20 protein-coding genes are annotated in these 18,988 nt (G+C 34.0%); 11 read left to right on the top strand and 9 right to left on the bottom strand.

Annotated features, from left to right (window positions below; all coding sequences use genetic code 11):
• Window positions 1–37 precede the first annotated feature (37 nt).
• The 11 genes from EYD45_RS14285 to EYD45_RS14235 all read left to right on the top strand — a co-directional run bounded on the left by EYD45_RS14285 (window position 38) and on the right by EYD45_RS14235 (window position 10,729).
• Window positions 38–583 (top strand): DUF1599 domain-containing protein, encoded by a 546-nt coding sequence (locus tag EYD45_RS14285; protein ID WP_130965241.1) that lies wholly within the window; start codon window positions 38–40, stop codon window positions 581–583.
• Window positions 580–1,896, top strand: coding sequence for a BT_3928 family protein (locus tag EYD45_RS14280; protein WP_130965240.1), 1,317 nt, complete (start codon window positions 580–582; stop codon window positions 1,894–1,896). The genes EYD45_RS14285 and EYD45_RS14280 overlap by 4 nt, the downstream gene beginning before the upstream one ends.
• 37 nt (window positions 1,897–1,933) lie before the next feature.
• Window positions 1,934–3,010 carry an ABC transporter permease gene (locus EYD45_RS14275; protein WP_130965239.1) on the top strand — a complete coding sequence of 359 codons (1,077 nt, stop codon included), beginning with the start codon at window positions 1,934–1,936 and terminating at the stop codon, window positions 3,008–3,010.
• A gap of 10 nt (window positions 3,011–3,020) precedes the next feature.
• On the top strand, window positions 3,021–3,509 hold the full coding sequence (locus EYD45_RS14270; RefSeq protein ID WP_130965238.1) for a TlpA family protein disulfide reductase: 489 nt from the start codon (window positions 3,021–3,023) through the stop codon (window positions 3,507–3,509).
• A gap of 64 nt (window positions 3,510–3,573) precedes the next feature.
• Window positions 3,574–4,323, top strand: coding sequence for a triose-phosphate isomerase (gene tpiA, locus EYD45_RS14265; RefSeq protein ID WP_130965237.1), 750 nt, complete (start codon window positions 3,574–3,576; stop codon window positions 4,321–4,323).
• A 176-nt stretch (window positions 4,324–4,499) separates the two neighbouring features.
• Complete coding sequence (locus EYD45_RS14260; protein ID WP_130965236.1) at window positions 4,500–4,973, top strand: hypothetical protein; 474 nt, start codon at window positions 4,500–4,502, stop codon at window positions 4,971–4,973.
• A 60-nt stretch (window positions 4,974–5,033) separates the two neighbouring features.
• Window positions 5,034–6,962 carry a tetratricopeptide repeat-containing sensor histidine kinase gene (locus EYD45_RS14255; protein WP_130965235.1) on the top strand — a complete coding sequence of 643 codons (1,929 nt, stop codon included), beginning with the start codon at window positions 5,034–5,036 and terminating at the stop codon, window positions 6,960–6,962.
• Window positions 6,959–7,594, top strand: a complete 636-nt coding sequence (locus EYD45_RS14250; protein WP_130965234.1) for a response regulator — start codon at window positions 6,959–6,961, stop codon at window positions 7,592–7,594. The genes EYD45_RS14255 and EYD45_RS14250 overlap by 4 nt, the downstream gene beginning before the upstream one ends.
• Window positions 7,595–7,803: 209 nt before the next feature.
• Window positions 7,804–9,414: a T9SS type A sorting domain-containing protein gene (locus tag EYD45_RS14245; protein WP_130965233.1), complete on the top strand. Its 1,611-nt coding sequence runs from the start codon at window positions 7,804–7,806 to the stop codon at window positions 9,412–9,414.
• Between the two features lie 172 nt (window positions 9,415–9,586).
• Window positions 9,587–10,423 carry a 50S ribosomal protein L11 methyltransferase gene (gene prmA, locus EYD45_RS14240; protein WP_130965232.1) on the top strand — a complete coding sequence of 279 codons (837 nt, stop codon included), beginning with the start codon at window positions 9,587–9,589 and terminating at the stop codon, window positions 10,421–10,423.
• 30 nt (window positions 10,424–10,453) lie between these two features.
• Entirely contained in the window at window positions 10,454–10,729 is a 276-nt protein-coding gene (locus EYD45_RS14235) for an ATP-dependent Clp protease adaptor ClpS (RefSeq protein WP_130965231.1), read from the top strand.
• A 58-nt stretch (window positions 10,730–10,787) separates the two neighbouring features.
• On the opposite strand, the gene EYD45_RS14230 is transcribed toward EYD45_RS14235, so the two are convergent.
• The 9 genes from EYD45_RS14230 to EYD45_RS14190 form a co-directional block, all read right to left on the bottom strand.
• A complete protein-coding gene (locus EYD45_RS14230; protein ID WP_130965230.1) occupies window positions 10,788–11,057 on the bottom strand; it encodes a heavy-metal-associated domain-containing protein in 270 nt (89 codons plus the stop codon).
• Between the two features lies 1 nt (window position 11,058).
• Entirely contained in the window at window positions 11,059–12,471 is a 1,413-nt protein-coding gene (locus EYD45_RS14225; protein ID WP_130965229.1) for an MBL fold metallo-hydrolase, read from the bottom strand.
• Window positions 12,472–12,545: 74 nt separating this feature from the next.
• The gene (locus EYD45_RS14220) at window positions 12,546–13,343 is read right to left on the bottom strand and encodes a sulfite exporter TauE/SafE family protein (protein WP_130965228.1); all 798 of its coding nucleotides are present in this window, start codon (window positions 13,341–13,343) and stop codon (window positions 12,546–12,548) included.
• Window positions 13,344–13,757 carry a DUF6691 family protein gene (locus tag EYD45_RS14215; protein ID WP_130965227.1) on the bottom strand — a complete coding sequence of 138 codons (414 nt, stop codon included), beginning with the start codon at window positions 13,755–13,757 and terminating at the stop codon, window positions 13,344–13,346.
• Between the two features lie 3 nt (window positions 13,758–13,760).
• Window positions 13,761–14,318: a YeeE/YedE family protein gene (locus tag EYD45_RS14210; protein ID WP_130965226.1), complete on the bottom strand. Its 558-nt coding sequence runs from the start codon at window positions 14,316–14,318 to the stop codon at window positions 13,761–13,763.
• Window positions 14,319–14,433: 115 nt separating this feature from the next.
• Window positions 14,434–15,063 carry a Crp/Fnr family transcriptional regulator gene (locus tag EYD45_RS14205; protein WP_130965225.1) on the bottom strand — a complete coding sequence of 210 codons (630 nt, stop codon included), beginning with the start codon at window positions 15,061–15,063 and terminating at the stop codon, window positions 14,434–14,436.
• 102 nt (window positions 15,064–15,165) lie between these two features.
• Window positions 15,166–15,351, bottom strand: coding sequence for a YgaP family membrane protein (locus EYD45_RS14200; protein WP_130965224.1), 186 nt, complete (start codon window positions 15,349–15,351; stop codon window positions 15,166–15,168).
• An 18-nt stretch (window positions 15,352–15,369) separates the two neighbouring features.
• Window positions 15,370–15,675 (bottom strand): hypothetical protein, encoded by a 306-nt coding sequence (locus EYD45_RS14195; protein ID WP_130965223.1) that lies wholly within the window; start codon window positions 15,673–15,675, stop codon window positions 15,370–15,372.
• Window positions 15,676–15,767: 92 nt separating this feature from the next.
• Window positions 15,768–18,962 (bottom strand): efflux RND transporter permease subunit, encoded by a 3,195-nt coding sequence (locus tag EYD45_RS14190; RefSeq protein WP_130965222.1) that lies wholly within the window; start codon window positions 18,960–18,962, stop codon window positions 15,768–15,770.
• Window positions 18,963–18,988 lie beyond the last annotated feature (26 nt).

Below are 18,988 nucleotides of genomic sequence, written 5' to 3'. Positions count from 1 at the left end.
TTATTTATGCGAAATTTACGCAAAAAACAATTTATCAATGCAAGATACTTCAAAACAATATGATGCGGTAATAGATACCTGTAAAAGTTTATTTGTAAAGAAAATGAGCGATTATGGTAGTGCGTGGCGAATTTTAAGATTACCTTCTTTAACTGACCAAATTTTTATTAAAGCGCAGCGTATTAGAGGCCTACAACAAAATGATGTTCAGAAGGTCGATGAAGGGCAGGAGAGTGAATTTATTGGTATTATCAATTATTGTATTATGGCATTAATTCAATTGGAAAAGGGTGTGGTGGAACAACCAGACATGTCTACCAAAGTAGCGACTGAATTATATGAAAAGCATGTAGCTATCACCAAAAAGTTAATGGAAGATAAAAATCATGATTACGGCGAAGCATGGCGCGATATGAGAGTGAGTAGTTTAACGGATTTGATTTTGCAGAAGTTATTGAGGGTGAAGCAAATTGAAGATAATCAAGGTAAGACGTTGGTAAGTGAAGGCATTGATGCTAATTATCAGGATATGATAAACTATGCGGTTTTCGCGATGATTCATTTAAATGAAGACAAAGCATGAAAGCAATTGTAAGTATTTCAAGAATTTTAGTAGGCGTATTATTCATATTCTCAGGATTTATAAAACTAAATGATCCTATAGGTTTTTCATATAAACTGCAGGAATACTTCAGTCCAGATGTATTAAATATTCCTTTTTTAGAACCTTATGCCTTATTAATTTCAGTTTTTGTAGTTGTGTTTGAAGTGGTTTTAGGTGTGTTTTTATTAATTGGCTATAAACCCAAATTCACGGTTTGGAGTTTATTATTGATGATAATCTTCTTTACGTTTTTAACCTTTTATGCAGCCTATTTTGAAAAGGTAAAAGACTGTGGCTGTTTTGGAGATTTTATAAAATTAAAACCGTGGGAAACATTTTGGAAAGATGTGGCGTTGTTGGTGCTTATACTAATTCTATTCATCGGTGTAAAACATATAAAACCTGTTTTTACTAAGCTCCCAATAACAATATTAGCCTTATTAGGTTTTGTCGTGAGTTTATGGTTTGGTTACCACGTATTAATGCATTTGCCAACGATAGATTTTAGGGCGTATGCTATTGGGAAAAATATCAAGGAAGGTATGACCATTCCAGAAGACGCACCAAAACCAGTACAGGAATATAGCTGGAAATTTAAAGTAAACGGAGAAGAACAAATAATTACTACAAATGGAGCTTATCCCTCGGTTGAAGGTGAATTTATTGGTGTAGAAACCAAAGTTATTCAAGAGGGTTATACACCGCCAGTAGTTGATTTTTCTATTGAAAGTGTAGATGAAGACTTAACGGCGCACTATTTAGATCAAGAAAATCTAATTATAGTAGTATCATATAGCCTTGAAAAGATAGAACGAGATGGTGCTTCAAAGTTAAAAGCATTACAAAAACGAGTAAGACAAAATAATTATCAAATAATAGGATTAACGGCATCAGGCGAAGAAGCAAAAAATCGTATAAATGAGGCCTATGATATTGATTTTGAATGGTATTTATGTGATGAAAAAGCGTTAAAAACAGTGGTGCGTTCTAACCCTGGAATTTTGGAGTTGGACAATGGCACTGTAAAGCAAAAAGTGCATTGGAATGATTTGGAGGATTTAGATTTGCCTAAAGTTGCACCTAAAATCAGTTCTCCCAAAAAACTTCTACATGAAAATATTGCGTACTTTATTGATGGAGAAGCTTCTACAAAGGAACTAGTAGAAGCATTAGATTCAAATATGATTGAAAGTGTTAATGTTAATAAAAATGAAATTGCTTTAAAAGAGTATAATATTGAAAATAACACATCTTATACAGGCTTTGTTCAAGTAAAATTAAAGGAAAACTAAAAGAGTTTTTAGTTTTCTGACAACAAATAACTAACCACTGATAAACTACTTCCTAAATAAAACCCTTTACGCCATACTCACATTATTTGGAGTAGTGACGGTGATATTCTTTTTATTTAATGTACTTCCTGGAGATCCCGCACAAATGATGATGGGGCAAAATGAAGATAGTGAGCAATTAGCAAAAGTAAAAGCAAAATATGGTTTTGATAAACCTATTTTAACCCAATATGGCTATTACATCAACGATTTATCACCATTATCATTTCATTCTAAAAACAAAGAGGATTACACCTATTTGTCGCAAAACAAGTATAGTGCGGTAAAGTTGTTTTCAATAGGAAATACAACCACTGTTTTAAAGTTTCCATATTTACGAGAATCATTTACAAAACAAGGAAAAAAGGTGACTCAAGTTTTAGGGGAAACTTTACCAAATACTTTTGTGTTAGCAGTTTCAGCGATTATTATTGCCATGATTTTAGGTGTATTGCTTGGAATAGTTTCTGCATTGTACAAAGACAAATGGCTTGATAAAACCATTCAAATTTTCAGTACGCTAGGTATGAGTGTACCTTCGTTTTTCAGTGCAATTTTATTCGCTTGGTTGTTTGGTTATGTATTGCATAAATACACTAATTTGGAAATGACAGGAAGCCTCTACGAACTCGATGATTTTGGTGAAGCGATGCACATTAAATGGAAAAATTTGATTTTACCAGCCATTGTTTTGGGTATTCGCCCACTTGCAGTAGTTATTCAATTGATGCGAAACTCATTATTAGAAGTTTTCAATCAAGATTACATAAGAACTGCAAGAGCAAAAGGTTTAAGCGAGTTTCAAATTATAAAACGTCACGCGGTAAAAAACGCATTAAACCCAGTAGTTACGGCAATTTCAGGATGGTTTGCATCTATGCTAGCAGGAGCTGTGTTTGTGGAGTTTATTTTCGGTTGGAACGGACTTGGGAAAGAAATTGTAAACTCACTTAATACTTTAGACTTACCAGTAATTATGGGTTCTGTTTTAGTAATTGCAACTTTGTTTGTAATGATTAATATTTTAGTCGACTTAATTTATGTTTGGTTAGATCCAAAAGTTAAATTACAATAAAAAGATAAGCATGAAAAAGATAAGTTATTTGTTCTTATTCCTATTTAGTTTTCTTAGTTGTGCGGAAGCGCCAACACAGTTTAGTGAGGCAGCATTAAATGACACGTTTACGACTTTAGAGGGGAATACTATGTCACTAAAATCTATTTTAGAAAAACACGAAGGTAAAACTATAGTCATCGATATTTGGGCATCATGGTGTGGAGATTGTATTCAAGGTATGCCAAAGGTAAAAGCACTTCAAGAGGCGTATCCTGAAGCAGCGTACTTGTTTTTTTCTTTAGATAGAGGCGAAGCACCATGGAAACGAGGTATAAAAAAGTATGATGTAGTTGGTGAGCATTATTTTTTACCCAAAGGGAAAAAATCATCTTTCGGAGATTTTGTAAGTATTGGTTGGATTCCTAGATACATGGTCATAAATAAAGCTGGCGAAATCGTTGTATTTGATGTTATTGAAGCTGATGACGAAAAGTTGATTGCAGCTCTGAAAAATTAAGTATTTTTGTATTTAATAAAATATAAATACACACATCTTCTTTAGAGAAGTTTAAATCAACCTTATGAGAAAACATATCGTAGCCGGAAATTGGAAAATGAATAATGGTTTGTCGCAAACCCAATCATTAATTACCGATTTAAAAAACCAAACAAAAAGTTCTGATGCTGAGGTAATGATAGCACCTTCCTTCACAAATTTATGGAGTGCTTTTGAGTCCTTAAGAAAGAGTGATATAGAAGTAATTGCCCAAAACATGCATTTTGCAGAAGATGGTGCATATACTGGTGAAGTTAGTGCTGGTATGTTAAAAAGTGTAGGTGTAAAAACAGTGATTTTAGGACACAGTGAACGCAGAGAATATTTTAATGAAACAGATGAGTTATTAGCTAAAAAAGTAGACGCTGCATTAGCAAAAGGGATGCGTGTTATTTTCTGTTTTGGAGAAGAATTAGCTGATAGAAAAGCTGGAAATGAAGAAAACATAGTTGGTAACCAAATTAAAAATGCGTTATTCCATTTAGAGGCTACAGCTTTTAAAGATATCGTTTTGGCCTACGAGCCAGTTTGGGCTATTGGAACAGGTGAAACGGCTACACCAGAACAAGCACAAGATATGCATGCGTTTATCAGAAAAACACTAGCCAACAAATATGGAGCAGATGTAGCAGACAGTGTTTCTATTCTTTACGGAGGAAGCGTGAAGCCAGCAAATGCAGAAGAGATTTTCTCTAAGCCAGATGTAGATGGTGGTTTGATTGGTGGAGCGTCATTAAAAGCAGAAGACTTTTTTGCTATTGTTAATGCGTTTTAGATAATCAGCGTTTGTCATGCTGAACTTGTTTCAGTATCTCATTTCAGATTTCATCTTCTATTTCGAATTCAATTTTATATAAGGGTATTCCCTGATTTTTCGTAAATCAAGGAATGCCCTTAGCAATTTTTAGTCATATGGTAATAGCTTGCAGGTATAAATTTAAATCTGTTACTATGAAATCTCTATTAAAAACCTTAGTCCTATTTGTTTTCTTCTCATTAGTGCTAAACTGCAGCAACGATGATGACTCAGGAAATTCTAGTCAAGAGTTTTCGCCAGAGCTTCTAAATGGAACATGGAGTATTAGTCTATTTACAGACGAAAATGAAAATCGTACCACAGAATTTACTGGTTACGAATTTACGTTCAATGTTGAAGAGGAACGTGCTGTTATAACTTACAATGAAGTTTCAGAAACCGCTTTAATTGAAGTATTTATTGAAGATAATCTGAGTGAAGATACTTGGGTTGTTTATCTAGATTTTGATAATATCGATAATCCTGGAGATGCTGATTTGAACGATCTGGTTGAAGATTGGATTGTCACTAGTGTAAACGGCAATGCCACTGTTATTGAGTTTGAAGAGTTGTATAGTAACAATACACCTGAAATTTTACACCTTAGTAAAGTCTCTGATGATAACTAATTATTATAAAACGACTTGAGTTAAAAAATACTATCTTTAATAAGCTATAAATCAATTGGTTTGAAACATCTTATATATATTGGCGTAATTCTATTCAGACTTTGTTGTTTTTCGCAAAATAAGGAACTAGATAGTCTAAAACAGATTTTAAAAACTACAGATAGTCTCAAATTAAAGGCAACTGTTCACGGCAGAATTGCATGGCTAAATTTAGGAAAGAACTTAGAAGTTTCTCAATCTCATTTAGATTCTTCATTTGCAATTTTATCAAAGGCAAATAATCCAAAAGGCATGGCTCAATTAAACTACAGGTATGCCGTTTTGTTTCGCCTTAAAGGAGACTACGATATAGCATTAGATTATGTAGACAAATCTTACCAATACAACGTATCTCAAAAGGATTCGTTTAGGATTGCAAATGATTTGTTTCAGAAAGGAGTAATCAATAGCCTGAAAGGTAATTATGAAACCAGTATAACGTTGTATTATCAAATTTTAGAGATTTACGAAAAATCAAATAATATTAAAGGCATAGGTATGACCTTAAATAGTATTGGTATTCTTCAGAAAAATCTTGAACAATACAAAAATGCAATTTCAACTTATAGAAAAGCTATTACAACATTGAAAGGAAGTCAGTATAAAGATGATTTGGCCAATGCATATGGTAATTTAGGAACTGCCTTTCTGCATTCAAAACAACAAGATAGTGCATTGTTCTACTTTAAAGAGGCTAGAGAAATGGATAAACAACTTAATTATGATTGGGGTTTGTCGATCAACAGTCAGAATATTGCTGAGTTGTATATTGAGAAACAAGATTATAAAACTGCCATTACATATTTAAAAGAGGCCTATACTATTCAGAAAAAAAACAATTATAGTACAGTTTTGGCAGAGACCAGAAATTCCTTAGGAAAGGCTTATTTAAAAATAGGTGAATTATCTAAAAGCGAACAGGTTTTACAAGAAGGGATAGCACAAGCACCAGAGTCCAAAAAAGTTTTAAGAGAGCTTCACTATAGTTTGTTTCAAATCTACAAGCAAAAGCGCAATTATAATGATGCTTTAGTTAATTATGAAGCTTTTTCAGCCTATAATGATTCTATACTTTCTAAAGAAAATCTTGAACACCTTAATGAAGTTGAAACGAAATATAATACAGAAAAAAAAGACAAAGAAATTATAGCACAAAAACTATCAATTCAAAAACAGGAATCCCAACTTCAAAAAAAACAATCTCAATATAAACTCATGACAGGTCTAGCAATATTTCTGCTATTAACATCTATTTTGATCTGGTTTTTATACCAACAGCGTCAAAAACGGAAAAATCAAGAAATACTAACACTTAAACGTGAACAACAAGTAAAAACACTAGAGTTGTTAATGGAAGGTGAAGAAAAAGAACGCTTCCGTATAGCAAAGGAATTACATGATGGAGTCAATGTAGATCTGTCTGCAATTAAATACAAATTAACGTCATTATTAGAAAAGAATAATGAAGTCATAAATGAAGCTGTGATCATGATAGATAAGTCCTGTGAGCAAGTTCGAGCCATTTCACATAATTTAGTGCCACCAGCACTTAAAGATTTTAGTTTGGTTGAAGCGCTTGAAGATTATTGTAGTACAACGAATGCCATTCACGATGCAAAAGTGTCGTTTCAATCTATTGGGAGTGACATCAACCTGTCTAAAAAAGCAGAGGCCAATATATTTAGAATTGTGCAAGAGCTAGTAAGCAATAGTATAAAACATGCAGAAGCTTCCGAAATCGACGTGCAAATCAGTTACCAAAATGATGCTATTCAATTAACTGTTGAAGATAATGGTAAAGGCTTCGATATACATACAGAAAAAGCAAATGGTATTGGGTTGCAAAATGTAAAATCTAGAATAGCTTATTTAAATGCAAAATTAGATATAACCTCAGATGATAAAGGCACATCATTCGTTATAGACATCAATACTAATAAACTATCATGATTACTAAAATAGCCATAACAGACGATCACAAAATGGTTTTAAAAGGTATTCAATCAATGCTTAAAGATACTAAGGATATCAAGATCATAGGTCTTTATAGTAGTGGTTCTGAAACCTTAAATGCTGTTGAAAAAGACAAACCAGATATCTTGTTACTCGATATTAACTTACCAGATACAAGTGGTATTGATTTGTGCAAACAGCTTAAAAAGAATAATAAAACCCTCAAGATAATAGCGATTTCTAACTATGATGAGGTGTCTTTTATCAAACGAATGCTCAACAGTGGAGCAGATGGTTATGTATTGAAAAATACGGATAAGCTAGAATTGTTAACTGCTTTTAAAACAGTACTTAATGGTGAACAATATCTACAGCGCGATGTCGAAAAAAAGTTATTGGCCCAATCCATTGGTAAGAAAAATGTGAACACGCTTTTAGTAAAGCTAACGCGACGCGAAAAAGAAGTCTTGCAAGCTATATTTGAAGAATTAACGACGCAAGAAATCTCTGAAAAACTCTTTATTAGCCCAAAAACAGTAGAAACCCATCGCATGAACATTATGAGCAAACTAGGTGCAAAAAATAGTGTGGGGATTATCAAAGCCGCCATAGAAAATAACTTGCTTTAACATTCAACATGCCTTTGTGATTACGACTAAGGCTAGTAAAATCTTCTATTTTAACTTTAATCGTATTCTAATTTTTATCTAACAAGTTTTAAGCTTAGTTGGTCTAAGGGTATTCCCTGATTTTAAATAAATCAAGGAAAGCCCTTAAGTATTTTAGCGATGGTCAAAGTAATTTTATAACAGTTATTAATTATAAAAATGATTTGATTATGAAACGCAAATTACTATTAATTCTTTTTAGCCTATTTATAGCTTTTAATATCAACTCACAAGGTTGGGGAGAAATCCAGAAAATCGTTCCTGATGACAGGGCATTAGGAGATGAGTTTGGATATGCAGTGGCTTTGCAAGGCAATTACGCTTTTATTAATGCTAGACACAAAGGCACAGTGGCTTCTGATGGTGGAGGTGTTTATTTTTTTAAACAGGATGTAAATGATGTTTGGAATCAAGAACAACTCATAACACATTCTAGCCCGAGACAGTTCGACCAGTTTGGGAATTCTATAGCCATTGATGGAGATTACCTTATTGTTGGATGTTTAAATCAGGATTACGATGAAAATGAAAACAACTATATAAACGATGCGCCAGGTGCCGCTTATATTTTCGAAAAGGATGGCAGTGGCAATTGGATTCAAGCTCAAAAACTAGTAGGTACAGATAGAACCTCTTTAGATGTATTTGGCGACGCAGTAGACATCAGCGGCGATTATGCTGTGGTATCAGCACCATGGGAAGATGAAGATGAGAACGATACCAATACACTTAACCAGGCAGGATCTGCATTTATTTTTGAGCGTGATGGAGGCGGTGTCTGGCAGCGCGTACAGAAGATTGTAGCTTCAGATAGAGAAGCAAATGTTGCCTTTGGAGATAAAGCTGTGGCTATTGACGGAAATTACATAGCTATTGGTGCATTTAGAGAGTCAAAAGATGTTTCTGGCAATAATATATTGGGTAGTGCTGGAGCTGTGTATGTGTTCGAACGCAATGGTGCAGGTGTATGGAATGAAACGCAAAAAATTGTAGCGTCGGATAGAGAGTTTGGAGAGTGGTTTGGAGCATCAGTAACAATGGAAGGTAATACCTTAATAGTTGGTGCTTCACAAGAATATGCCACAGGAAATACAAGGGCGCAGTACGGAGCATTCTATGTTTTTGAGCGTGATGCTAATGGTGTCTGGAACGAAATTCAAAAAGTAAGACCAGATTATTTAGAACATGCATCAAAATTTGGCCACTCTATTGATTTAGATGGTAATCGTTTGGTTGTTGGTGCTTACTTAATGGACGTAGGAGGTGTGGGAGATGCAGGTGTTTCATTTGTTTATGAAAAAGATGGAACGGGTACTTGGAGTCTAGTGTCGACGATATACGATCCAAATGCGAATAACAGTGATTATTTTGGTTTTGATGTAGCTTTAAGTGGTGATTTTGCCATTGTTGGTGCTTATCCAGAGGACGAGGACCAAGATGGACTTAATTTTTTACAAAGTGCTGGTTCTGTTTTTGTATTCGATGCTAATGAGCCTAATACTTTACCAGGCTTAAATACGTTAAGTGATTTTGATAATTCATTTAGTACAATCTTCAAAGCTTATCCAAATCCAACTAAGGGTGAGCTCATTATAGATTTAAATCAGTATTATGAAGAGGTTAACGTTTCGGTTTATAATACTTTGGGACTGCATCTTCTTGATAGCAATTATCATGGGGATCAACTCATACATTTAAATTTAGATGTGCCTTTAGGGAGTTACTATATCAAAGTAACGACAGCTAATACCAGTTCAGTTTTAAAGATCATCAAACAATAGCAATTCAAAAATAATACTTTTTTAAGTGAATGTAGCGTTAAGGTTCAGGTTGGAGCTAGAGTGATTGTCCAAGCTACCTTAGATACAAATTAAGAATTGAAAAGTTAAGTTTAGAAAATGTAAAGGAATGAACTCATAAATTACATGTAACTTTGTACCCTAAATAAGTTATATGTCAAACACGATTTATATTGGATATTATTTCAAAGTACAACCGCTTCAACCTGTTGTTGAAATTCTTATAGCCGAATTAGGTTATGCAGGTTTTGAAAGTTTTATTGAAACTGAAGAAGGTGTTACAGCATACATTCAAAAAGAAGAATGGTATGAAAATATTCTAGAAGATGTTCAAGTCTTGAGTTCTGATGAGTTTGAAATATCTTTTACGTTTGAAGAGATAGAACAAACCAATTGGAATGCCGAATGGGAGAAAAACTTCAATCCAATTGTGGTAGACGATATATGTGTGGTTCGTGCACCATTTCATGAATCTTTCAATACCCAGTACGATATTATTATTGAACCCAAAATGAGTTTCGGTACTGGGCATCACGAAACTACACACATGATGATTCAGCATATTTTAAAAAACGATTTTGAAAATAAATCAGTTCTTGATATGGGTTGTGGTACGGGTGTTTTAGCAATTCTGGCAGAACTTAAAGGAGCAAAACCTATTGAGGCTGTGGATTATGATAACTGGTGTTACCTAAATAGTCTTGAAAATGTAGAACGAAATAATTGTAAACACATCACAGTAATTGAAGGAGATGCATCTGTCTTAGGAAAAAACAAATATGATATTATTATTGCCAACATCAATAGAAACATATTAATGCAAGATATGGGAACTTATATATCATGCTTGAATAAGAATGGGATGTTGTTTTTAAGTGGATTTTATACAGATGATATTCCTATGATACAATCTGAATGTGAAAAATATCTGTTAAAATTTGAAGAAAAATTAGAACGGAACAATTGGGTGTCGTTAAAATTTTTAAATTAGTAGTGAAATTGCTCCCCAAAAGATTAAAAAATGAGTTCAAAAGAAAAAGTATCAGAAGAATTATTACTTGAAGAGGAAGTATTAAAACAAAATGAAATTGTACTGTATAATGATGATGTTAACACATTTGATCATGTAATAGACACTTTAATTTATGCTTGTGATCATACTTCTGAACAAGCAGAACAATGTTCATTAATTGTGCATTACAAAGGAAAATGTACAGTTAAAACTGGCGAATATGACGACTTAAAACCTAGATGCTCTAAATTGTTAGAAGCTGGTTTAAGTGCAGAAATTGTGTAAAAAGAGTATCTATTTGATAAATTAGTAAGCCTTTAAGATTTTAATCTTAAAGGCTTTTTTAACTTTTAATCCTGCCAACGGCGCAACTCACAAAAGATTTAGCTTTTGTTGACAACGCATTTTTTTCTCCGTTCACGGGGTACCCTATATTGTTAAGTAATGTTGTTACCTTATTTAGGGTGTTATTATCGTCATAATTAAAAGAAACTGTATCGGTTTCATTGTCCACTTCTATATCAGTGATATTCTTAATGGTAGACATTTTCTTTAGTATGGTATTGGCACACCCGCCACATTTAAGATTTTGTATTTTTAAAGTTGTTTTCATTTTATAAAGTTGAGGGACAAACAAAATCTGTGGTTGGTAAATCTGTTTTTTTGATAGCTCCAAAGCCACCAGCAATATCAACTAGGTTATCAAATCCGCGCGCTTTCAAAATAGAAGCGGCAATAACAGAACGGTATCCACCAGCACAATGCAAATGATACCTTTTCTCCTTATCGATACTGTTCATATTATCATTAATATAATCTAAAGCGAAATGCTGTACATTATCACCTTCTAAATGCTCTGAGCTAAATTCCCCATCTTTTCTAACATCTAAAACATGTATGCTATCATTTTTAAACTGATTTGCAAATTCTTCAGCGGAAATTGAGGTAATGGTTTCAATATCCTTACCAGCATTTTTCCAAGCTTTAATGCCACCTTCTAAATACCCTAAAGTGTTATCATAACCCACGCGCGATAGTCTGGTAACGGTTTCCTCTTCACGACTTTCTGGGGTAACCAATAAAATGGGTTGTTTTAAATCTGTGATTAAAGCTCCAACCCAAGGCGCAAAACCACCATGTATACCGATAAAAATAGAATTGGGAATGTGTCCGTTAACAAATTCCTTTTCTGTACGAACGTCGAGTACTAAAGCACCTTCTTGATTTGCTATGTTCTCAAAATCTTCTGGATTTAACGGTGTATTACCTTGTTTTAAAATAGTTTCAAAAGCATCATAGCCCACTTTGTTCATCATGGCGTTTTTGGCGAAATATTGCGGTGGTGGTGCAATACCATCCAACACTTCTTTTACAAATTCGTCCTTGGTCATATCTGCTCGCAATGCATAATTGGTACGCTTTTGGTCTCCTAAAACACCCACTGTCTCTTTACTTAAATTTTTTCCACAGGCTGAACCTGCACCATGGGCTGGATATACAATAACGTCGTCTGGTAATGTCATGACTTTGTTGCGTAGTGAATCGTAAAGCATGCCGGCTAAATCTTCTTTCGTCAAATCCGATTTTATTGCCAAATCTGGTCTACCCACATCGCCTAAAAACAAAGTGTCTCCAGAGAAAATAGCGTGTTCTCTTCCATTTTCATCATACAATAAATACGTTGCAGATTCAAGTGTGTGCCCTGGTGTATGCAACACTTTAATTACAACGTTGCCTAATGTAAAAGTTTCATTGTCTTTGGCTTCATGAATATCGTATTCCGTTTTTGCCCCAGGTCCAAAAACTATGGTTGCACCTGTTTTTTTTGCTAAATCAATATGCCCAGAGACAAAATCAGCATGAAAATGAGTTTCAAAAATATATTTGATTTTCGCATTTTCTTTTTCGGCTTTATCCACGTATTGTTGTGTTTCTCTCAATGGGTCAATTATGGCGACTTCTCCATCAGATTCAATGTAGTATGCCCCTTGTGCTAAACACCCCGTATATATTTGTTCTATCTTCATATTTATTATTTTTTTAGTGAATCAAAATTACTAAACCTAATTGGTTCGGTTTGTAACTATTATCACATTTAAACTTAATTTAACTCTTTGTAAATGATGTAGGTAGCCATGATAAGTATGAAATATCCAAAACTCTTTTTCAGCTTTTCACCACTAATAAACCTTGATAAAAACACACCTAAAATGATGCCTAAAATGGCAATACCTGTAAATATTAGCAGGAAAGTCCATTCTATATTTAATGTTTGGACATCTCCAACAAATCCAATTAATGAATTGATAGTGATTATAATTAAAGATGTGCCTACCGCTTTTTTCATTGGAATATTCGCCCAAAGCACAAGTGCAGGTACATATAGAAAGCCACCACCAGCTCCAATTATTCCTGTGATTGTTCCTATTATTACACCTTGTATAAATGTTTTGTAGTAGGGCTGACTCTGACTCTTGGAATTATTAAGACGCTTTTTTCTGTTCTTAATCATAGAGTACGAGGCGATTATCATAATAATGGCGAAAAATATCATAATGCCCATATCCTTTGTTAAGCTGAAATTACCAATACTGAAAAAAGTGTCAGGAATTCCAGGAACTAAATAGCGACGTGTGGCATACACAGCCACAAAAGACGGGAAGGAGAAGGCTAACCCCGTTTTAAAGTCCACCAATCCTTTTTTATGTTTTTGATACGTACCAACCATAGAAGAGGCGCCCACAACAAATAGGGAATATGCTGTAGCTATTACAGGATTATAGCCCAATAAGTACACCAATAATGGTACTGTTAATATGGAGCCTCCTCCTCCAATTAGTCCTAGTACTAGGCCAACAATTAGAGCGCCAATATATCCTAATATTTGAGTGGAATCCATTTAATGTGGTAGCTTATTTTTTAAAAGTCCGTAAATGAATGTACCAAAAATGGCCGCAACGATAACAATAACCATACTCCAAACACCTGTACCTAAAAGAATGTACATAGGTCCAGGACAAACACCTACTAGTGCCCAACCAAGTCCGAAAATTATACCACCAATAATATATCTTACTAAACCATCTTCTTTCTTAGGAACATGTATTTTTGATCCGTTTATATTCTTTATAATCCCTTTTTTTGATAATTGAAGAAACAAAATACCTGATGCAATTGCAGTACCAATAATGCCATACATGTGGAAGGATTGAAAACGAAACATTTCATAAATACGGTACCAAGACACGGCTTCAGATTTTACCAAAACAATACCAAAAAATACTCCAATCAATAAAAATTTTAAAAACTTCATATATTAAAATATTAAGGGTAAAATGAAATTAGCCATAATGAGACCTCCAATAAAAAAGCCAATAACCGCAATTAAAGATGGCTTTTGAAAACTACTCAATCCTGTTATAGCATGCCCAGATGTACAGCCACTAGCATAGCGTGTGCCAAAACCAACAAGCAACCCTCCTATAACAAGAATTATTAAGGTTTTAGGAGATGCTAAAACGTCTAAATCGAAAATTTCATTTGGCACTAGAGTTTCTCCGGGGCTATAAAATCCCATATTTTGTAGTTCTACTATTGTTGTTGGATTTAAATCCGTTCCAATATCATTCGATAGGAAATTAACAGCAATGTAGCCACCAATTATGGCGCCAAACACTACGGTTAAATTCCAAATTTGATCTTTCCACCTAAAATTGAAAAAATCGACAAATTTACCTGCTCCAGCAATGGTGCACATGGTTCTTAGATTTGAAGACATGCCAAATGTTTTACCAAAATAGAGTAGGAGCGCCATAACTAAGGCTATAAGTGGACCTGAAATATACCAAGGCCATGGGTTTAATATATAATTCATACCTAATGTTTGTTGCAAATTTACATTGAAGTTTATTTTTTACGGGATAATTGGTATTAAAAACTTTTTTCAGAATTTTAATGGACGAAAAAAGATCTTTTAAAAGTTGAAAAACTTATAAAATAACGATTTTATTTCGTCCTAATTTAATTTTACGTTCGGTCTCTAATTTCTTTAAGAGTCTAGAGATAACTACACGAGAAGTATTTAAATCTTCGGCAATATCTTGATGTTTTATGGATATGGTATTAGATTCATCAATCATGGCCATGTTTTTTAGATATTTGTATAAACGTTCATCCATTTTCATGAATGCAAGACTATCTATAGCTTCAAGCATTTCTTCAAAGCGAATTTGGTAGCTTTGTAAAATAAAGTTTCTCCAACTAGCATTACTATCAAACCATTTCTGCATATTATGAACAGGAATCATAATTAAACTAGAGTCTTTTTCGGCTACAGCTCTAATTTTACTTTTCGCAATACCCAGGCAGCATGTTAAAGACATAGTGCAAGTCTCCCCAGCTTCAAGAAAATATATAAGAATTTCATGACCATCATCATCTTCTCTAATGATTTTGATATCTCCAACCAGTAATAATGGAATGAAATTTAATGGTTGATCAATATCAATTATAATATCATCTTTCTTGAAGTTTTTAAATATTCCTTTTTCTGAAATTTCAACTATTAATTCGTCATCAAAAATATGGGAAAACTTTTGTTGCAATAAATTATAATCCATACCCAAAAATAACAATTTAAAATGTATTAAATTATCATTTGGGTTTAATAAAAAATGTACTAATATTTAATTACAGATTAGAAAGAAGTACGGGCGCAAATCTTATTTTTCCACTCCTAATTTTTGTAATATAGTTTCTAATAAACACCATTTGGTAAATGCTGATTGAATCAAGTTCACGCCAATAAATACGGTAAACCACATCCAGTTTGTATTTACGTATATGGTTAGTATAACGCTTAAAAGCACCATAAAACCAACAATAACTCTAAAATATGTATTTAACATTTTGCTTAATTTTTAAGATTATATAAATTTTTCAATAGGAACTACAATCGCTTTTAAGGGATTGTTAGTTTCTAAGTTTGTATTAAATTCTTTGATTAAATTGAATAATGTATCAATGTTTTCGTCTTCTGTAAAAGAAAAAAACAAGCTCGATTCATTACTTCCTTTTTCACCTGAAAACCAATTTGAAGCCATTAATAATGAGGTTCCATTTTTGTATCCATCAATTTCTGAACTACTAAAGCTTTCAATATTTGCTTTTTTAAACAATTTCAAAACATCTTTCTGAAATTGCTCTACTGCTGTAACGATGACTAATTTCATTGTCTTAAATTTTTGTAGGTTCGAGCGCAGTCGAGAACTCATTTCAACTACTTTGCTACATATAGGTCTCTACTGCACTCAACCAAATGTTATTATTTATAATTCTTTTTCTCAATCATATAATAAACAAGTGGCACAACCAACAAGGTTAAAACTGTTGACACGATGGTTCCTCCCATTAGTGATATAGCTAGCCCTTGAAAAATAGGATCAAAAAGTATTACGAACGCCCCAATTACAACGGTTCCTGCCGTTAATAGAATGGGTGTTGTTCGTACGGCGCCTGCCTCAATAGCAGCTTGCTTTAATGGTGCACCTTCAGCTGTTCTTAGGTTGATAAAATCAATAAGTAATACGGAGTTCCTCACCATAATTCCAGCTAAAGCAATCATTCCTATAAATGAGGTAGCAGTAAAAAACGCCCCCATAATCCAGTGTCCCAGAATAATCCCGATTAATGATAATGGTATGGCAACCATCATAACTATTGGTGCTTTAAAATTTTGAAACCATCCTACAATTAAAATATAAATTAGAATAATAGCGCCTAAAAAGGCGATGCCTAAATCTCGAAAAACCTCCAAAGTTATTTGCCATTCACCATCCCATTTTACAGTGTAGTCATCTTCAAAATCTGGCTGACCTAAATACATTTCGTTAATCTCGTAACCTTTTGGTAATGGAATGTTTTTCAGTTTTTCTTCCATCCCCAAAATTGCATAAGCGGGACTCTCTAATTCACCTGCCATATCGGCCATAACATAGACTACTCGTTTTTGGTTTTTGCGGTAAATACTTTTTGCTGTATTAGTTTCTGTAATATTAACCAAGTCTGCAATAGGCACCATATTACCTTGTTTAGATTTCACCTTTAATTGTGAAATATCAGAAATTGTCGATTTTTCTTTTTCATCTAAAGTCAACAATAATCCAACTTGATTAACGGCATCTTCGTCATATAGGTTGGTTAGAATTCTGTTAGACAGAGCCATATTCATTGTGTAAACTATCTGCTGCGGAGCAACTCCGTATAACATTGCTTTCTCTTTGTTAATTTCGAATTGATATTCGGTTTGATCTGCTTCTACCATCCAATCGATATCCACAACATCTTCTGTGTTTTTCAGGATATCTTGTATACTATTGGCTATTTCAATTTGCTTGTCATATTCGGGGCCATAAACTTCAGCTACTATTGTTGATAAAACTGGAGGCCCTGGTGGGACTTCAACTAATTTCACATTTGCATTATATTTTGAAGCTATGTTTTGAATATCTGGTCGCAGTAACTTCGCAATATCGTGACTTTGATCAGAGCGTTCTTTTTTGTCCAATAAATTTACTTGAATATCGGCCATATTACTACCGCCACGTAAATCGTAATGACGCACCAATCCATTAAAAGTAATTGGCGCCGAGGTTCCAATGTAGTTTTGGTAATTAACCACTTCTGGTCGGGTGGATAAATATTGTGCAATTTCTTGAGCTACAACGCCAGTTCTTTCTAGTGTTGTACCTTCAGGCATATCTATGACTACTTGGAATTCATTTTTATTATCAAAAGGCAGCATTTTTACTGCAACCGATTTTGTAAAAAACAAAACCATGGTGCCCATAAGTAACAAGAATGTTCCACCTAAAAACAACCAACGTTTTGTTTTGCTTTCTAATAGGGGTCTTTCAAACTTATTATAAACTCTATAAATAGCCGTATCCTCAATTGCTTTTTCAGGTTTATCTGCAGCGACTTTTTTGTCCTTTTCTCTCAAGAAAATATAACCCAAATAAGGCGTTATTGTTAAAGCCACAAATAAGGATAATATCATGGCAATAGACGCTCCAATTGGCATTGGTGCCATATATGGCCCCATTAATCCAGATACAAACGCCATAGGTAGAACAGACGCTATTACGGTAAAGGTTGCCAATATAGTAGGGTTACCAACTTCATTTATAGCGTATAAGGCGGCTTGTTTAAAAGGCAAGCGTTTCATTTTAAAATGCCTATGCATATTTTCAGCAATAATAATGGAGTCATCTACCACAATACCAGTAACGAATACCAATGCAAATAATGTGATTCTGTTTAGCGTGTAATCCAACATATAGTAACTCAAAAGCGTTAAAGCAAACGTGATTGGAACGGATAAAAACACCACCAAACCACCGCGCCAACCCATAGCCAACATAACCACAATAGTTACCGCTATAATAGAACCAATAAGGTGCAAGAGTAATTCTGATACTTTGTGTGACGCCGTTTCACCATAGTTTCTTGTAATTTCAACATGGACATCATCTGGGATTAAAGTTGTTCGAAGATGTGATACCTTATCAATAATAACCTCAGCAATTTTCATGGCATCAGCACCTTTTCTTTTAGCAACAGAAATGGTTACAGCAGGATACTCAGATTGGTATTCCGAAGCTTTCGCACTGCCTTTACCAAATCCTAAACTCACATAGTTTTGTGGTACTTCTGGTCCGTCAATAATTGTAGCAATTTGCTTTAAATAAATGGGCTGATTTTGTTGCACACCAACTACTAAATTCTCCACATCGGTAACCGATTCCAAAAACTTACCAGTATTTACTAAAAATTCGGTATCATTCTTATCAAAACTTCCGGAGTTTAATTGACTATTGTTCACTTTAATCATTTCAGAAACCATCAAGAAATCAAGTCCACTTGCTGCTAGTTTATCTTTATCTAAAACCACACGTAATTGGCGATTTCTCCCGCCAATTTTATGCGTCATGGCTACATCGTTTACCTTTTTAATTTCAGATTCAAGCTCTTGTGCCATTTGGCCTAATTGGTAATCGTCGTAATTTTCGCTCCACAAGGTTAATCCTAACATTGGTACATCATCAATGGCACGTGTTTTTACCAACGGAAACGTTACGCCTGCAGGCATTTGATCCATGTGCTTGTTAATTTCGTTATATAATTTCACGAAACTGCGCTCAATATCTTCGCCTACATAAAACTGTACAATCACCATACCTTGCTCTTTCATCGACGTAGAGTAGACATATTCAACACCTTTTATGTTCGAAATGAGTTGTTCTAAAGGCTTAATAACTCGCGATTCTACCTCTGTTGGACTCGCTCCAGGATACCCAACAAAAATGTCGGCCATAGGCACATCAATTTGTGGCTCTTCTTCACGCGGAATTAAAAACGAACTATACACACCAACAACCATAAACACAATCATTAACAAAACTGTTAACTTCGATTGTATAAAGATTTTGGCAATTTTACCTGCGATTCCTTCTTTCATAATTATAAGCCCCTTTTAATTTCCCC

It is taken from the genome of Hyunsoonleella flava (genome assembly GCF_004310325.1).
Lineage (GTDB): Bacteria > Bacteroidota > Bacteroidia > Flavobacteriales > Flavobacteriaceae > Jejuia > Jejuia flava.
The sequence above is the reverse complement of the archived record's forward strand: the minus strand, read 5'-3'. Positions and strand labels throughout refer to the sequence as shown.

Bases quoted from the DNA above. Each gene is read 5' to 3' on its own strand.
- EYD45_RS14285 (WP_130965241.1), top strand. From the start codon at position 38: ATGCAAGATACTTCAAAACAATATGATGCGGTAATAGATACCTGTAAA.
- EYD45_RS14250 (WP_130965234.1), top strand. From the start codon at position 6,959: ATGATTACTAAAATAGCCATAACAGACGATCACAAAATGGTTTTAAAA.
- EYD45_RS14270 (WP_130965238.1), top strand. From the start codon at position 3,021: ATGAAAAAGATAAGTTATTTGTTCTTATTCCTATTTAGTTTTCTTAGT.
- prmA (WP_130965232.1), top strand. From the start codon at position 9,587: ATGTCAAACACGATTTATATTGGATATTATTTCAAAGTACAACCGCTT.
- EYD45_RS14280 (WP_130965240.1), top strand. From the start codon at position 580: ATGAAAGCAATTGTAAGTATTTCAAGAATTTTAGTAGGCGTATTATTC.
- EYD45_RS14210 (WP_130965226.1), bottom strand. From the start codon at position 14,318: ATGAATTATATATTAAACCCATGGCCTTGGTATATTTCAGGTCCACTT.
- EYD45_RS14245 (WP_130965233.1), top strand. From the start codon at position 7,804: ATGAAACGCAAATTACTATTAATTCTTTTTAGCCTATTTATAGCTTTT.
- EYD45_RS14230 (WP_130965230.1), bottom strand. From the start codon at position 11,057: ATGAAAACAACTTTAAAAATACAAAATCTTAAATGTGGCGGGTGTGCC.
- EYD45_RS14195 (WP_130965223.1), bottom strand. From the start codon at position 15,675: ATGAAATTAGTCATCGTTACAGCAGTAGAGCAATTTCAGAAAGATGTT.
- EYD45_RS14235 (WP_130965231.1), top strand. From the start codon at position 10,454: ATGAGTTCAAAAGAAAAAGTATCAGAAGAATTATTACTTGAAGAGGAA.
- EYD45_RS14225 (WP_130965229.1), bottom strand. From the start codon at position 12,471: ATGAAGATAGAACAAATATATACGGGGTGTTTAGCACAAGGGGCATAC.
- EYD45_RS14205 (WP_130965225.1), bottom strand. From the start codon at position 15,063: ATGGATTATAATTTATTGCAACAAAAGTTTTCCCATATTTTTGATGAC.
- EYD45_RS14200 (WP_130965224.1), bottom strand. From the start codon at position 15,351: ATGTTAAATACATATTTTAGAGTTATTGTTGGTTTTATGGTGCTTTTA.
- EYD45_RS14215 (WP_130965227.1), bottom strand. From the start codon at position 13,757: ATGAAGTTTTTAAAATTTTTATTGATTGGAGTATTTTTTGGTATTGTT.
- EYD45_RS14190 (WP_130965222.1), bottom strand. From the start codon at position 18,962: ATGAAAGAAGGAATCGCAGGTAAAATTGCCAAAATCTTTATACAATCG.
- EYD45_RS14260 (WP_130965236.1), top strand. From the start codon at position 4,500: ATGAAATCTCTATTAAAAACCTTAGTCCTATTTGTTTTCTTCTCATTA.
- EYD45_RS14220 (WP_130965228.1), bottom strand. From the start codon at position 13,343: ATGGATTCCACTCAAATATTAGGATATATTGGCGCTCTAATTGTTGGC.
- tpiA (WP_130965237.1), top strand. From the start codon at position 3,574: ATGAGAAAACATATCGTAGCCGGAAATTGGAAAATGAATAATGGTTTG.